Genomic DNA, 16,868 nt, shown 5'->3' with positions numbered 1-16,868 from the left:
TCAATATTTATCTTGAGGTCAAGATAGTTTTTATTTACCTTGACGTCAAGATAAATAACGCCCATTATTTACTTATGGATAGAATCGATAAAATCACTGAACAATGGGAACGTGAGCGCCCAGATCTCGACATTAGCCCAATGGGGTTAATTGGTCGGTTAGGCAATATTGCCTATCATCTCACCCGTGAAATGGAAAAAGTCTTCGCTGGATTTGGCCTTAATCGGTCAAGTTTTGATGTGCTTGCAACTTTGCGGCGCTCTGGTGCGCCTTACACCCTGAGCCCAGGGGAGATGCTTGCTACGCTAATGGTCACGTCAGGAACTATGACAAATCGTATTGATCAACTGGAAAAAGCAGGGTTAGTTTCCCGTCATACCAACCCAGATGATGGCCGTGGCTTTTTAGTGTCACTGACTGAGGAAGGGCTGAATCTGATTAATCAAGTCATTGAAGCTCACACGCAAAACCAAGCAAGGCTAGTCGCTAAATTGACGTTGGAAGAGCAACATGCGCTCAACCAACTATTACGGACATTTCTCGCAACATTTGAATCTTAAGCAAATTGAAAGGGTTGCGGTATTTGTAAACGCTCAAATCTGTCGCATAGGTATACCAATCGCAATAGGCTTTCAGGGGGTATATTGCCTGAAACCGTTAGCATTTTGACCTGGTTAGCTAACCATAACGTGCCCAAATCCTCAAGGACACGTATGACATAACCAATTTCAGTTTGTTGGGACGAAGAAAGCTGCTGTCTTCCCGTACAAGCTTGGGTTTCCAGTATTGATAAAACTGGACGAACCAATTGGCTTGCGAGCGTTGCTTCAGGCACAAAAGTATTGCTCGTTTGCTGCTTTTTCTCCATGTATTCCATTATCTTACTAAAAAAGCCTGAACGTTGTTTTTTGCGAGGGATTGATTCAAAATCAAGGTAAAACAGTTCAATACCTTGCTCTTTCTTCAACCATAATGTTTTAGGCACCAACTGAATACCTTGTGAAGTATGATTGACCAGAGCACTCACTGCGGCAATAGGCCACTTTTCCTTGGTAATAAAGCGTAACTCTTCGATTTTATGGTTTTCATTCCCTTCCCAATTTAATCGCAAAAACGCCCTATTTTTTTCACTATCAGATACCGCCCACAAAATACACTGTTCAGTCTCATTCCAATATAGCTGTTCATAATCAGCGAGATGTAGGATAACAGGTTGATAAACATTTTCGCTGGATAAGTTTGAAAGAAATTCACTAGCCTCTTGCCAGTGGGTAAACCCCAACTCTCCTTGAAGCGTTTGATAATCATCGTTTGATAACAGCTTTTGGTTATTTTTTTCAGCAAAACTGTCGCCACTGGCCGATAATTTACCTTCATCCGAAAGCCGCGGATCATGTAATTTAAACGGTGTTCGCATCAAATTATCCGCAGTTTGCTTCCAAATGGATAATGTTTGCCAGAGGCTTGAACGGTTGAACATCGGGTCCAGATTATTTGCACGTCCTTGCGTACATTGAATGATTTTTTTCTCTTGGTTATCCCAAAAACTAAACGTCGCACCTATTGCGCCGTTTTGGGTTTGCCACCAATTCGCATCAATTGGCGTTAAATCAAGTACCGATATTTGGTCAGTGTATTGGCGGCGCTGCAAACCTTTAAGAGCTAAAAGCTGATTTTCATTCGCGGTTGAAAGTTGCTGCAAATAGGCAGCAATTTCGGCGATTAATCGCAAAACTTGCCCTTCATCCATCGTAAAGTGCTTACCTGCGAGCAATTTCACCTGCTGGCTCAGCCTTTTCAAATAATTAGCTAAACGCGGTAGGCCTTCTGCTTTCGCCGACATATTCAATAAATGTAATTGTGTGGCACTGCTTTGGCTAATGTGTGACAACCCTTGACGTAACAAATCTTGGATAAATAGTTCAATGGTGACGATAACGGTTTTATCATCATCCGTTAACACTAATGCTTTTTCTGTTACAGGAGCTAAATCATCAGGCCACAACCAATTCACACCATTTTGCATCAATAATTTGGCAACCACCGCAAGGTGAACCGCTTTTTTCTGTTTTTCAGGCACAGAGGAAATCATCCCTGGGAAACCACTGCCTTTCAGATAAATAATTGGCTCATCATATTCTGTTAGCGTCACTCTTAACTGGTTACATTGGTCATCAAAAATGAGTTCACGCTCCTGCCATTCATCTAACAAACGCAGAGCTAATCGGCAATCGGCTTTAGAGACGAGTTTAACCAATGACGTTGATTCTAATGCGAGTAATTCAGGCAATAATGGTTCTGGCTCACTGAGCTCCCCCTTATCTTCCATACCTTGAATATTTTCATCTGGCACATTATTCTGAACCCAAAGCACCGCGGCCAAAATATGCTTACAACAACCTGATGCACTGCAATCACAGGTTGCTTTTTGTACACCTTGAGCATCAAGCTGCACCGCTTGCCCATCACTGTCAAACTGCCCTGCAGCCAAATCCCTAGGATTAACCTTTTGGTTCTCTAAATCTTTGCGCGCTCTGCGTAATAACCCCACATTTGCAAACACCGCTAACGCATCGTCATCATATTGGTAATAAATGGTTTTCCAACTCATTGCATCACCTCCGCCAGCCACTGAGCAAAGTGCTCAGGGGTTAATGCCGCGACATGCATGCCTCTATCTGCCAATTTTTGGGCAATTTCAGGATCATAAACAGGCAATGCATCGTCATCTAACGCGGCTAAGCCTAAAAGTTTCACTTGCTGGCTGTGTAGGCGCTGTGTGCAGTTAAGCAGATGATTTAGTGCCCCTCCTTCCTCAAAGTCGCTTATCAAACTGATAACCGTACGTTTAGGGTTACGGATCAAACTTTCACAGTACTGCATCGCTTTGGCTATATCGGTTCCACCGCCCAATTGTACTGTCATTAAAACCTCAACAGGGTCATGAGCTAAATGACTTAAATCAACAACTTGCGTATCAAAAACCACGAGTGAGACCTTGACCGTTGGCAATGCTGCTAAAATACTGGCACAGACTGCCGCATACATAATTGAACTGGCCATCGAGCCACTTTGGTCAACACACAAAATCACATCCCACGGCAAGTGCTGCTGTTGACGTGAGTTGAAATACGGGGTTTTGATGACTAATCGTTGGTTTTGCCGATCATAATTTTTTAAATTTGCGGCAATAGTGGCACGCCAATCGAAATTACGGCTATTTGGAATTAACGAACGGCGAAAACGGTTCTTCCGCCCAGTTAATGCTTGGCGAAACTGGTTGCTCATTTGGCTGAGAATATCATCCACGACTTTGCGAATGATATTTTTCACCGCATCACGGGTATCTTCGTTCATTTTCCCACGCAAGCTCATTAGGGTTTTCGCTAATGCTTTAGTCGGCTCCATGGAATTCAAGGCATCGGGATTTTTAAGTAAGCTACTGATTTCATAACGCTCTAGCGCCTGTGATTGCATGCGTTCAAACGTACTATTTGGGAATAACTTCCGCGCTTGATTTAACCAATTCACTGCGGTTAGTTGCGATGCATCTAAAGAACCGTGACGACCACCTTCTTGTCGCAGTCCACGGCGTTGATATTCACGGCGATATAAAAAATCCAGTGAGCGCTCGATTTTTAACTCTTCTGCACTGAATGCCGCTTGCCCCAGCGCGTTATCCGCATATTGGCCTAATACCAAACGCCAGCGCTTAGCAAGTTGCAGTTGTTCTGGCGTCAATGGCGTCTCTTTTTTGCTCATGGTTATTTCGCCTCTGACGTGTGAGTGAACCAACGTTGTAGACCAAGCTCAACAAGCTGGTTTTGTAGCCGTTGTTCTAGTTGCAATGCTTGCAGCATCTGTTTCTCATTAAATTCTGTTTGGCGCAGTGTCAAATCTTGAGTTTCGATTGATAAGTTTTGCGCAACATGCTGTGCCATTTGTGCATTTTGTTTTGGCGTCAATTGGCTAAATGCAAAGCGCAAATCTGGCAGCACCTGAATAAATCGGCTTTCATCCCATTTACTGAGTAAATCATTCAAAGAGTCGATTAAGAGTGGAATACGTAAAATTAATTCAGGGGCAGCGCGCATTACACCAATAAAATAGCTAATAGCGATTTCTGGGTCACTTCCTGCACTAAACGCGCTTTGAACCTCGTTAACTAATGTCTCTTCATCGGTCTTCGCACCCAAATAACGCAGTGCATCCACGGCCCCTTTTAATAAAGGGACATGGTTTAATTGGTCTTTACAGCGAGCCAACTGGTGATAAAAATCGTGATAATAATCGTGGTTTTTATTAATTTCAGGCGTGAATGTCACCAGTTCGCGGCATGAAAGTAGCGCATTAAAATGCACTTCTTGCTGCTGCTCATCCCCTTGAGTAATTTGCTCAAAGCAATAAAAAACTTGCTGCAATAAAGCATCCAAACGAGCTTCAATCGTAAAATTCTCTTCGATATCAAAGAACTGTCTGCCTCGCCATAAATGTACTAACTTATGGCCACAAGCCACTAATGATTCGAATTTTGTATCTTGCTGAATATAACTATCTAACAATGAAAATAGTGTAGGAATGCGTTGATGTAAACCAATGATCGCCGCTTGCATTAATAATGTCACAGCACTCTGGCTTGAACGGCTGACCCCTTGTTGTTCAAGGTTTTTTTCCATTTCAAATAAACGATTCAATGCGATCGTTTTAAGCTGAGTCCCTTTTTCTGATAACGCAATTAATTCGCCTTCCACATTCGGCGTCCAGGCATATTGCCACTCTTCAAATAACACATCCATTTGGTTTCCTGACATAAAATTTGGGCCAGAAAGGTGCTTTGCAAAATGGATATCTAAAAAAGCCAATAAATGTAAAAAACGACTGCGTAGGCGATGTTGCTTGTTACGATATACATCTAACCGACTGATTTTACTTAATGTGTCATCAAGCTTAAAGCGAAACCCTTTTGCCATCTCATAGGTTTGTGCCACCAACGGCGGCGTTGTTGTGCCCTTGGGGATTTGGCCTAGGCGAAAACCTGAAAAGCAGGTTTTAATTTCATGCCAAAGTTCATCTTGGCTCTCATCAAGACTGCCTTTAATAAATGCACTTTGTAGTCCATCCAATAAATCATAGCGCCCTGTCCCTGCATGCCCACGAAAGGCCGCTAAGCGAATGCTTTGTTCCGCGGCCAGTTTTACCGATAAAAAACCAGGAGCCGCATCAAATTGCTTTTCACGCAAAATAGTCGCCACCTTTGCCAGATACGCAATTCCCAATTTATTTCGATACATCTGAGTTGGACGAACTTGGCCATTTTCACGGTCTTGGCGCTGTTGCAATAGTGTTTCCCATACTTTTTGGTAAAATGCGGGAGATGGCATACCTGATGCATAACCGTTTAGTGCATCAAGCTTATCGTCACTATAACGTATTAACCATGCACTCTCGTTTTCAGCAGTTTTTTGTTGTTTTACAAACTGCTTTTTAGCTATCGCCGTTAGTGCAAATTGTTGAGTTGCCCGTTCAGCTAAACCTTCAATTAACGAGAGGGTATGAAATCCGCCAGTCACGATAACAATTTTGGCGTTTGGCTGCTTCGTTTTAATGCTTTGAATATGAGCTTGCATATGGGACTCACGCTGTGTAGAGCCTTCAGATTCAAGGACTTCAGGCTCATAATCTAAACGAGCCAACCCACACCAAATAAAACTGTCTTTAAAAAATGTTGACCAATCAGTGAGCTGCTCAAAAGTGCGTAATTCAAATAGTTGTTCCCAAAGCTCATCATGGTCACGGCAACCACTTTTTTTTGCTAACTGTGCAATAAATAAGCTATGTGCTAAATAACGCTCTTTTTGCAGACTTTGGCTTTGCCCTTCATCAGTTTCATCAATATTAACCTGCGCAGCCCAAGGTAAATCAATAAACTGTAATTGTGCTTTATATCGTGAGCCTTGCTTAAGTGCTTGCCATTCTGGGGAATATTCGCAAAATGGGAAATAAGCCGAACGTGTGACAGTGTCACTTCCACCCTTTAATGCGTCTGCTTTAATTTCTGTTTGCGCCATAATAGCAACGGGCGGTTGTGTGTCTTGATGCAGCAACCCTGAAATCAACCCATTAAAACTATCAGGCCCTTCAATCAGCACATAATCAGGCTTAATTTGTTCGATTAACGAAAGTGTACTGTAGGCACAAGCTGGGCTGTGATGGCGAACAGGAGCAAAATAAATATTTTCTGATTCAAGCTGTTGCCAGCTCATCAATGCTTTTTCGAGCCGTTCGGGTAAAAGTATGGAAGGCAAACTCACCGTGATATTCCCTGATTGATAAATATGGGCGAAGCCAAAGGCCTCGCCATGCATGACACGCTAGCAAGCCTATTGCCAAAACTGACGGGAAGCCTCAAAAAATGCTTTCCATTCGGGGCTCTGCTTGGCTCTTTCTCGTGCGACATTATCAATGTAATAACGCATCCGCTTGATATCATCTGCATTATCTTTGAGTACAACCCCAATTAGCTGACGAGCGACTGCACCAGCACTTAACGTTCCGTCCCCCAAATAATGGGCTTCTAATGCACACGCATAAGCGATATTCACCGCTTCCGCTGTCGACATCACCGCATCTGGGGTTTTGATATTGCCGCCATCCTTGGTATTGCCTGAACGTAGCTCTTGGAAAGTGGTAACTAATAATTCAATCACATTCGCAGGCACCGTGACCAAGTCATTTAGCTCGCCTAGTTCGCTGGTAAGTTGTTTATTAATTAGCTCAATTTCAAACGCAGGGTCTTGAATCGGCCTCACCGTTTCGAAGTTAAAGCGACGTTTTAATGCCGATGACATTTCATGCACGCCACGGTCACGTAAGTTGGCTGTTCCAATTAAATTAAAGCCTTGCTTAGCACTGATCCTCGCATTGTCTTTCATTTCAGGGATCATCATCTGTTTTTCAGACATTAAGCTAACCAGTACATCTTGTATTTCTGGTGGGCAGCGGGTGATCTCTTCAAAGCGCACAATTTTCCCTTCCAACATGCCTTGATACAGTGGCGAACTAACCAACGCTTTTTCCGTTGGCCCTTCTGCCAATAACAATGCATAGTTCCATGAGTATTTAATGTGGTCTTCGGTTGTTCCTGCTGTTCCCTGAATAGTTAAGCCCGAATCACCACTGATTGCTGCAGCTAATAATTCAGATAACATAGATTTTGCTGTTCCTGGTTCACCGACCAACATCAGACCCTGTTTACCTAACAAGGTCACTATTGCACGGTCAACTAAGGCATCATCCCCAAAAAACTTCGGCGTAATCCCCAGAGCTTCATCACCTAAAATAAACTGCCTAACCGCGCGTGGTGAACGTAGCCAACCTTGTGGTTTTGGGTTATGACTATCGGTTTGCGTGAGTTTTTCCAGTTCTTTAGCGAAGCGAATTTCTGCGCTTTCGCGCAGAACATGGCCTTTTATTGTTTCTTTGTTACTCATCGAGTTATCCTATTAAACCCTAATTACCAAGGTGTTTTCTTTTCCCACTCAGGGTCAAATCCAGCACAGGCGTCAGCCACTTTTAAGTAATCCGCATAGCTTTCAGCTAATAAAATTGGTGGGATATCTTTTAACTCTATATAACTGCGATTCCATGAGCTTTGTTGCCCACTTTCAAAACTTAAGGTGTACAAGACCGCAGGAATATTTTCTTCTGGAACATAACTGCCGCTGAACTCAATGTAAACGTAGAAACCTAGGCTAGCGTAGTGTTTGGAGTAATGCATAAAGCTACCACCATCCTCCGCTTGGCCACGCTGATACCCCATTTTGGTGAGTACACCACGTAACGTATAGGTATCTGTCAGCCAACCTTTGCGATCTTCGATTTCAGTGAGTGCGAGGTCTAATTCAGGGATTTTGTGTTCCATTTGCGAGAACAAAAATTTCACTTTGTAATCTTTAAAATGGGCTATCCAACCTTTTCGCTCATCTTCCGAAACCAATGCGGCATGGGCCAATTTAATTGATGCCCCTGCGCTCAGCTCGATTTCATCATCGTCAAGGTTCAGCAAGCTACCATCATCAGAAGGACGGAATACATTGATAACCTTATCATTGTCCATTTCCATCCAGACGAGTCTTTCAATCAAACCGCGCATAATTGGGTGAGCTTGTATATATTCTTGCCAGTCTTGCGTGCTCCACAAACGCTCCGCACACATTGCTTCGTACAAACGTGCAGTTTGTAGATCAATTACTTGCTTAAGTTCTTTCTTACTAGAACTCAGTAATTTTTTCGATTCTTTAATCAGCTCTTCATTATCCGTTTTACGTGCTGCAGGTAATGCTTTGATTTCTTTTCCTTCTGGGTTAAACAATACCAATTTTTGCTGGGCATCCAGTTTGGCAGTAAAAGTACGATCGCCATACTCAAGGGCAAGTACCCCCGTTTCATCCATACCTGCGGTAGGAATCGTTCGGTCAGCAAGTTCATCGGCACTCCAACCATTACGCTCCGCAATTTGAGCGACTAAACCACGCGCTTTTTCCTGTACAGAGGCGGTACGATAACGGCGTGAAAGTGAGAGCAACAATTGAATAATTAGCGGATCATTGCTGGTTGCTACCGCATCAATCATGGCTTCAATCTGTGCGCGGCGCTGATAATGATCACGCATATAATTACGTAGCGCGGTGACTGCAATATGCCCTTCAATACCACAAATGAGCGCTAGCATGCCTTTGTCGGTAATTGCTGACCCTAAGTAACGGCGAAGCACTTCATTTTTAATGTCATTAATACACTGCTCAAGGGTGTAATTTTCATACTGACTGTAATACTCAGGCCAACGTTTTACCCAATCTTGGTAGTTGGTTAAACGCTGTGGTGCATCACGTTCTGCTTCTGCCATTGCCATTTCTAGCGATGGGCCTGCGGTATCTTGAGCAATAAAGCTATTGAGAATAAAGCTGCCGAGCTTACGCTGGCTATCCACTGATAACAAACTGATATAACGCTGTAATAAACCGTTACCTGCTGGCATCTTTAATTTCACCGCTAAAATAACCCACCAGCGAATAATTTCCCCATCGACAGGTTTATTATTTTGCCAAGTCAGTGCAGGTAAAGAATCTAAATTAAACCAAGACATGCTTGCTGGCGCTTTACCCTTAAGCCCTTTTTGCGCTTCGGCTAATAGGACTTTTGGCGATAAATAACCAGAAATGTCTTCTCCAAATTGTTCCAACGCTGTTAATAGTGCGGCACGGACAATTTCACGTTTTTCTTTTTTCAATAACGCATATAGCGGTTTTAACGAATCAGGGTGTTTAAGACGTGCTAACCATTCAATAGCAGTCACACGGATTTCTTGTTTACCTGAGTCTAAACCTTCTGCTGCATTAACATGAATATTTGGCAATGTTTCGAGTAATTTTTGTGCACTTAAACGATGCGTTTTATTCTCTCCTAATGCGAGTTCCATAATCCGTGGAATAAAGCGCGCAGGAATAGTTGGTAACATCGCTAATACTTCTATACCACTTGAAGCATCATATTCTTGGTAATAGCGTTGTTTTGCTTGCTGCGGAATTAACCCTAATGCTTCGGCGATAAAATCAGGGTATTGCGTAAAAAATGGCCAAACTTGCTGCGGTTGATTAAACAGTTTTAAGCCATCATTGTATGAACGCAAACAAAAATCAGCAATCAAGCGGTGAGCCTGTTGATAATGGCAATGAGTTAATACTTGCTCTAATTGACGTAATTCAATTTGGCCGATAATACGTGGTGGAACTTCACGGGTCAGGTAATAATGAGAAAAATGATCCATTCCCGTGCGGTTATGACTAATCAGACGTAATGCATGAAATAACGTAAACTCCGGGAGATTATTAATACGCTCTTTAAATTTCACCACATTGTATTCATGGTCAGTAATCACCTCTTTACCTGAGTTCAACTTATCAATAATTTTTGCGCAGGTTTTCGCATCCAGTTTTTGGAATTCTTTATAATGACGCTGTGCCCAGTTGTATGTGTGCTTTTGCTTTTTATTCTCTTCAATTTCATTCTCTGCATTTTCTTTGGCTTTTTGCAGCATCTCATTGAAGTTATTGATTAAGATATCTTTTGCACTCTCCGGTAGTGGGGTGTCTTCTAGTTCAACAAGCGCTGGCAGCTCAGTTTCTTCAATTTCACTAGCACTATCCATCACTGAGAAGCGAGAAATGGCACTTTCAATACTTTTCAATACCGTTTTGTTGGTTTCCGTTTGTAATGCAGCTTCGAGAACGTCCCTATCCTTACCAATTCGGGCAAATAAATCCGCGGCTTGTGTGCGCTGCTTTGGTGTTCCGTCTGTTAGCACTTTGGTCAAATATAGTTTGACTGATTCATCAGGTAGAATAGACAGTGTAGGTTCTGCAGCACTGCGTACGGTTTTTAATGAACTGGTTGCAAATGTCACTAAACAATCTGCAAACACCGAATATAGTGCTTCATCTTTTTTCAATACATTGATTAACTGCACTTGCCCTGCAGCAGACAAATTACTAATCAATGTCTGCTTAATAAAATCTTGTTGTGCAATTAAATATTCTTTAAAACCTGGAAGAACAAACAAGCGGTTTAAGTTCTCATAGTGGTAATCCGACAAATGTTGTCTATCGAAGATAATATACAAAACAGAGCTGGCTGGCATATCAGTTTCTTTGCTAATAATCTCAGCCAACAATTCCACATTCCAATGCTTACGGTGATCTAATTTTTCATCACGAGAATTGTCGAAGGTTTTGGAAAATACATCGCCGACTAAATAACTTACCCACGACGGTAATTCGGATGTCAGCACTTTAATATTGATATCTTGGCATGCAGCGGCTAATACTTTGGCAAAGCGCGCAACTTGTTCTGCACTCACACCATCGCCGACTTTGGAATACAGTTTATGGCGGGCATTGCTCCCTTGACGGATCACTTTATTATATTGGCCTGTATTAAAATTATTACCGCCCCACCACCAATCTATAGTGCCTGGTTTGTCTAATAAAATAACGGCTTTTTCAGTATCTAATTGGCTTAGTTTTACCAATACTTCTGGTGATTTCCCTTCCAGCACATATTCAACCACCATTTTGGGTAATGAATTATCCAATACCGATAATGGTAAAACTGCTTCTTGAATATATTGCTCAGCCACTTTACTGCTTTTTTTCCCAAAAATAGAAAGTATGTCAAACGTGAACTTCGCCATGTTGTATCCCTAAAAGTTTTTATATAACAACTTCTTACCATTTTATTTTTATCGTCACAATTTGATTATTCTTAATCACTTTTATTTAAGATAACTCCCTTTCATTGTGTACGTTTTTTAATTTCATTCATTCTATTTTTTGCAATTTCTTTCACTAAAAAATTCGCTTTTATTAAATAAATGAGTGGCGAATTACCAAGCAAAAATATTCATAATCAACAGCACAGCTAACAATCCGCAAAAAACTTAACTGTAAATTGTTCTGTATTTTTTCTCATATTGACATTAAAACATTGATGTTTTTTTCTTCAAAAACAGGTTGACTGTACATATAATACAATAATAGACTAAATGTCTAATATTTGCTTTTCTGTCAAGTTAGAGGTTGCTATGAGCCAGTCAATTCAATATATCAATGCCCCTACGCTACTCCCGCCACGAGGCCACTATTCTCATTGTGTTAGCACTAATGGGTTTGTGTTTATTTCGGGTCAATTACCCGTCGATGCTTCAGGGCAAGCAATCACTGATGTCCCCTTTAAAGTTCAGGCTGAATTAGTATTAAAAAACCTTGAGGCTTGCTTGTCAGCCGCCAATGTGACAAAAGCAAATTTAGTCCAAGTGCGTGTTTATATAGCTGATATGAATGATTGGCAGGAATTTAATCAAATTTATGCAGCGTGGATAGGTAATTTTCGCCCTGCTCGCGCTGTTGCAGGTGTTTCTGAGCTTCACTTTAATGCTGCACTCGAAATTGAAGCGACTGCGGTTTTAAGCTAATTCAAAAATTTCAACGAGGTATAAAATGACGGATTTAACTTTACCAACTTATCGAGATGTTGAAGCAGCAGCTAAACGCATTGCAGGCTTTGCACACAAAACCCCTGTACTCACATCAACAACAGCCAATAAAGAATTCGGTGGTGAGCTATTTTTTAAATGCGAAAATTTCCAACGGATGGGGGCATTTAAATTTCGTGGCGCGTTCAATGCACTTGCTCAATTTACACCTGAGCAGAAAAAAGCGGGGGTAATTGCCTTTTCTTCAGGTAACCACGCACAAGGTATCGCCCTTGCAGCCCAATTACTGAATATTCCAGCAACAATTCTCATGCCAAACGACGCACCTGCTGTTAAAGTTGCGGCAACCCAAGGTTATGGCGCCAACGTTGTGCATTTCGATAGGTACACGCAAGACCGTGAAGCATTATGCAAGCAACTCGCAGAACAACAGGGTTTAACCATCATTCCACCTTATGATCATCCCCATATTATTGCCGGGCAAGGCACATCCGCCATGGAACTGTTCCAAGAGGTGGGTGAATTGGATGCATTATTCGTTTGCTTAGGCGGTGGCGGCTTGCTATCTGGCTGTGCCCTTGCTGCTCGCCAATTATCCCCTAACTGTCAAGTTTATGGTGTCGAGCCGTTAGCCGGTAACGATGCACAGCAATCTTTCCGCCAAGGTAAAATTATCCATATTGATACACCAAAAACCATCGCTGATGGTGCGCAGACCCAACATTTGGGGCAGTATACATTTGAAATTATTAAAAATAATGTCGATGATATTTTTACTGTTACCGATGAGCAACTTATTGACAGAATGAAATTTTATGCAGAGCGCCTGAAAGTGGTTGTTGAACCAACGGGTTGCCTATCCTATGCTGCTGCGTTAGCGCAAAAAGACCAATTCCAAGGCAAGCGAGTCGGTATTATTGTCAGTGGTGGTAATGTCGATATCAATCGCTTTGCTGAATTAGTTTCACAGTAACTCTCCACCCTTTATCTATTAGCGAGATAAAAAATGGGGTAAAATTAATAAATTAACGCTTTTAGATAAGGGGGTTTTATGGCTAGCACCAAGGAAAATACATTATTGGCGCAAATCGAAACGATCGCCAAAGGGCTGAGCGAAACTTTTGCGCCATTTTGTGAGGTTGTCGTTCATGACTTAAAAAACCCCGAACATTCAATCTTATCAATTCACAATAATTTGTCTGGTCGACAAGTGGGCGAGCCTACCACAGAACTCGGCTTAGCACGCATTGAATCTGCTGATTTCCCTAATATTGTCGCCAATTATACCAATCAATTTTCCGATGGACGCCCAGTGAAAAGCACCTCTATTGGTATCAAAAATGAGAATGGTGAATATGTTGCTGCTTTGTGCCTAAATTTAGATATGACGTTATTTCGTGGGATGCAAAGTGTATTGTCGCAATTTATTGAGGTTGGGAATAGCCCAATCAAAGAACATATTGAGCCCAATGGTTCAGAAGCTATTCGTCATAGAATCGATCAATATGCCGCGACACTTGCAGCAACACCGCGGACATTAAAAGCAGAAGAACGAAAAAACCTCCTTGAAATTTTACGTAGCGAAGGCTTGCTTGACGTCAAAAAATCCATGGAAACAGTTGCACAGCATCTTGGTGTTTCACGTGCTTCTGTTTATTTGTATGCTAAAAAATAGACTTGTTTATTATTAAATAATTAACCATTTGCACGTTTTAAAATAGTTTTAATACTAATGGGGAAAAAATTATTTACATCAACGCCAACATTCATCGCTCGAGGCCCTAAAATATCTAAGCGTTTGCGTTGTTCTGGGTCTTTTCCTGAATTATGCACATGGCCATATAAATGGATTGCATCACGAAAAAAACCTTGCCATTCTAAGATAGGATAGTGAAATAAAACAAATTTTTGCTTTTGATAATCCAACTCATAATAGCTTTTCACCCATTCAAAGAGTGATGTATCAAACTCAGGATCATCTAAGAAATTGTCATGGTTACCACGAATAAGGTATTTTCTGCCTGATAACCTGCGCAAAATTTTATTCGCATCCGCCCCATTACCTTTGTATAAAAAATCTCCCAAGATATAAATTTCATCATGGTCTGTTACATAAGCATTCCAGTTATGAATCAACGTATCATTCATGTGGCTAGTACTTTTGAAAGGACGATCACACAGGTTGATAATATTAGAGTGGCAAAAATGGGTATCTGAAATAAAGTAAATCATATAAAACCTAAAAATCTATAGTTAAAAATTATCTTTAAGCAACGAATTGCTTGGTAGCTATCATATCCCAATGATTTTTAATTGCTTTACAGAATAGGCTGAAAAATCACCTTATCGTTTCTCCTTTTCCTCCCAAATCGCACGCCCTTGCCAATACTCATCAAAAAGTTGTAAAAATTGACGCACTTTTGGCGGCAAATAGCGTTTTGTTGGATATAAATTAGTTTAATAATTATCAGCCTAATTTTATTTGCGTATTGGCCATTAACCATTTTTTGGGGCTATTTTATCATCGCACTTTGGGGAGTGGCATACGGCGGAGTCTCTGTTTCCTTAATGAATTGGATGATCGGATATAGCATTTCGCGAATTGAGGTTACAAGCGCCTTGTATATAGCATTCTTCAATGGAGGAATAGCTTTTGGGTCAGCATTAGGCAGCCTTATTGTTTCCACCCATTCATTAAACACAAACATACTTACTGCATTGTTTTTACTGTTTTTTTCACTTATCGTGCTAATATTTAGCCGAGGTATACCTGTTAGATAATAAACTGTATTATTTTCTGCGAAATTACAGCAATGCCGCGACACTCTCTTTCTTAGCAACCTTTATCCATTTTTGGGGCTCGTATTTGCTACACTAAGGCGGCATAAATAGCACAACATTCAATTCAGTGGAAAAAAAATGACAACCAAACAACCTATTTCACTTTTTTATGATGCATTTGGCGCTCCAGAGAACCCTGCCGTTGTACTCGTGCCAGGCCTAGGCGGTCACAACATTAGCTGGACAACAGATTTTTGCCAACAAATCGCTAGCGCAGGTTTTTATATTCTCCGAATTGATAACCGTGATGCAGGTTTATCTTCTCATATGGATCATTTCCCGCCAATCAACCTAGGGGAATTGATTCAAAAAATGCAAAGAGGACAACCATTCGATATCGCATATACGTTATTTGATATGGTGGATGATATTGTGCGTTTATTAGATAGCTTATCAATTGATAAAACACATATAATTGGTCGTTCAATGGGCGGAATGATTGCTCAATTATTTGCGGCGAAATACCCTGAACGTACATTAACGCTGTGTCCAATCATGTCTTCAACAGGAAACCCAACATTACCGCAGAGTGCCCCTGATGTGATGCAAATGTTGATGAGTTCAGGCGCAAACCCCAAAGAAGATTTTGAGGGTTATCTGGCTGGACAACTTGCCTTTTATCGCCGTATTAGCTCAAATTGTTTCCCATTTGATGAGGAATATTACCGCGATTATGTGCAACAAGCCCTTGCTCGAAACTATTCACCTGAAGGCACTAAGCGCCAAATTGTTGCTGTTGCAGTAACTGGTGATATGCGTCCACATCTGAGCCACATTAATGTTCCTACGTTAGTTATTCACGGCTCAATTGACCCTTTATTCCCCGTTGAAGCGGGCCAAGATATTGCAGATAATATTTCGAACGCAAAAATCGTCATTATTGAAGGTATGGGCCATGAGACTCCCCCAGCCATTAATCCGCAGATTGCAAAACTAGTGATTGAGCATTTAGATTCAGCAAATTGACTAAAAAAGGTGCTCTAAATAGCACCTTTTTTATAGCCACCCCTGCTTTTTATGTTGCGAGCATATTGGGCAAGTTTGCACATTCTCTTCCCACGAAAAAAAGGGTAAATGGCAAGTATGACATTGTGCATCATAATAATGAAATACGGTGGACTCGCTATGCTTAGCTGTGTGCTCATAAACGTGAATCGATTTTGGGAAGCACACCACTTGGCAACTCATACAGCCTGTACAACGTTTTTCATCTAAAACGAACTGGTTATCGCCAATTTGTATCGCGTTTTCATCACATACCTTCGCGCACGCGCCACATAAAATACAACTTTCCTTTTCAAGTTCTATCTTAAACCAGCTATCTTCTGGATAAAATTGTTTCCTTGCATTAAGCCCTGTTTTCACCTGCCCTTTATTCAGGGGTTTTTGGTCTAACTTTTGACGAAAGAGCATCATACGGCGCCCACTATCCACGGCAAGAGGTTGTTCAATACGCAGTTGCCAAATAGGCTCTTTTAATGTTTTTAACTTAAGATTGAGAGCGGCTATCGTTGGTAACCATTTATCAACCAAGGGTTCCGCTATTTGAATACCCCGAATTTGATATTGTTTATGCCAAACAATCAATTCTTCCGTCATTGCGACAGGTTCATCGTGGTTAACCACTAAGTAATCTTGTTGATATGTACGTTCGTGAGGCGAAATATTTTCAATGGCGTCAACGGGACAGGAGAAAAGACAGTTACCACACTGAAAACAAAGCTCATTATCAATTTTCGCATCCATGTGGCTAAATGAGATAGCATTAACTGGACAGCTGGTAGAACAGTTATCACAAATGCTATTTTTGAGGCGTTTTCTCACGCAATTGCGATTAATTATGGGTTCAGGAGGAAGCTCTAGATTCATAAAACGTTTTATCACTTGGCCCCCCTTACATGGCAAAAGATTATTTTAAAAAATGCATACATAAAATTCATAGGAAAATGTTAGCATTAAACAGGCAGTAAGTTTACTG

12 protein-coding genes are annotated in these 16,868 nt (G+C 41.3%); 5 read left to right on the top strand and 7 right to left on the bottom strand.

The genetic code is table 11. The features are described 5' to 3' along the window. Positions 1-74: 74 nt before the first annotated feature. The gene (locus KDJ85_RS09250; protein ID WP_225819404.1) at positions 75-560 is read left to right on the top strand and encodes a MarR family winged helix-turn-helix transcriptional regulator; all 486 of its coding nucleotides are present in this window, start codon (positions 75-77) and stop codon (positions 558-560) included. Here the strand turns inward: KDJ85_RS09250 and KDJ85_RS09245 are convergent. The 5 genes from KDJ85_RS09245 to KDJ85_RS09225 form a co-directional block, all read right to left on the bottom strand. After that, positions 557-2,611, bottom strand: coding sequence for an SWIM zinc finger family protein (locus KDJ85_RS09245; RefSeq protein ID WP_225819403.1), 2,055 nt, complete (start codon positions 2,609-2,611; stop codon positions 557-559). The genes KDJ85_RS09250 and KDJ85_RS09245 overlap by 4 nt on opposite strands. Then, positions 2,608-3,762 carry a VWA domain-containing protein gene (locus KDJ85_RS09240; protein WP_225819402.1) on the bottom strand — a complete coding sequence of 385 codons (1,155 nt, stop codon included), beginning with the start codon at positions 3,760-3,762 and terminating at the stop codon, positions 2,608-2,610. Before KDJ85_RS09240 ends, KDJ85_RS09245 begins: the two co-directional genes overlap by 4 nt. Positions 3,763-3,764: 2 nt before the next feature. Then, positions 3,765-6,311 (bottom strand): DUF5682 family protein, encoded by a 2,547-nt coding sequence (locus tag KDJ85_RS09235; protein WP_225819505.1) that lies wholly within the window; start codon positions 6,309-6,311, stop codon positions 3,765-3,767. A gap of 69 nt (positions 6,312-6,380) precedes the next feature. Then, on the bottom strand, positions 6,381-7,490 hold the full coding sequence (locus KDJ85_RS09230) for an ATP-binding protein (RefSeq protein WP_225819401.1): 1,110 nt from the start codon (positions 7,488-7,490) through the stop codon (positions 6,381-6,383). 23 nt (positions 7,491-7,513) lie between these two features. Next, positions 7,514-11,248 (bottom strand): DUF4132 domain-containing protein, encoded by a 3,735-nt coding sequence (locus KDJ85_RS09225; protein WP_225819400.1) that lies wholly within the window; start codon positions 11,246-11,248, stop codon positions 7,514-7,516. A 390-nt stretch (positions 11,249-11,638) separates the two neighbouring features. On the opposite strand from KDJ85_RS09225, the gene KDJ85_RS09220 reads away from it, so the two are divergent. The 3 genes from KDJ85_RS09220 (at position 11,639) to KDJ85_RS09210 (ending at position 13,724) form a co-directional block, all read left to right on the top strand. Beyond that, positions 11,639-12,028: a RidA family protein gene (locus KDJ85_RS09220; protein ID WP_225819399.1), complete on the top strand. Its 390-nt coding sequence runs from the start codon at positions 11,639-11,641 to the stop codon at positions 12,026-12,028. 25 nt (positions 12,029-12,053) lie between these two features. Beyond that, a complete protein-coding gene (locus KDJ85_RS09215; protein WP_225819398.1) occupies positions 12,054-13,022 on the top strand; it encodes a threo-3-hydroxy-L-aspartate ammonia-lyase in 969 nt (322 codons plus the stop codon). 78 nt (positions 13,023-13,100) lie between these two features. Then, positions 13,101-13,724 (top strand): helix-turn-helix transcriptional regulator, encoded by a 624-nt coding sequence (locus KDJ85_RS09210; RefSeq protein WP_225819397.1) that lies wholly within the window; start codon positions 13,101-13,103, stop codon positions 13,722-13,724. A gap of 20 nt (positions 13,725-13,744) precedes the next feature. Here the strand turns inward: KDJ85_RS09210 and KDJ85_RS09205 are convergent, their stop codons facing one another. Beyond that, positions 13,745-14,281 carry a metallophosphoesterase family protein gene (locus KDJ85_RS09205; RefSeq protein WP_225819396.1) on the bottom strand — a complete coding sequence of 179 codons (537 nt, stop codon included), beginning with the start codon at positions 14,279-14,281 and terminating at the stop codon, positions 13,745-13,747. A gap of 687 nt (positions 14,282-14,968) precedes the next feature. Between KDJ85_RS09205 and KDJ85_RS09200 the strand changes: the two genes are divergently transcribed. Further along, the gene (locus KDJ85_RS09200) at positions 14,969-15,856 is read left to right on the top strand and encodes an alpha/beta fold hydrolase (RefSeq protein ID WP_225819395.1); all 888 of its coding nucleotides are present in this window, start codon (positions 14,969-14,971) and stop codon (positions 15,854-15,856) included. Between the two features lie 30 nt (positions 15,857-15,886). Here KDJ85_RS09200 and KDJ85_RS09195 read toward each other — a convergent pair whose 3' ends face one another. Further along, complete coding sequence (locus KDJ85_RS09195; protein WP_377210613.1) at positions 15,887-16,759, bottom strand: ATP-binding protein; 873 nt, start codon at positions 16,757-16,759, stop codon at positions 15,887-15,889. Positions 16,760-16,868: the final 109 nt, after the last annotated feature.

The sequence above is a fragment of the Providencia vermicola genome (assembly GCF_020381325.1).
GTDB lineage: Bacteria > Pseudomonadota > Gammaproteobacteria > Enterobacterales > Enterobacteriaceae > Providencia > Providencia vermicola.
This window is presented reverse-complemented; position numbering and strand designations above follow the sequence as displayed.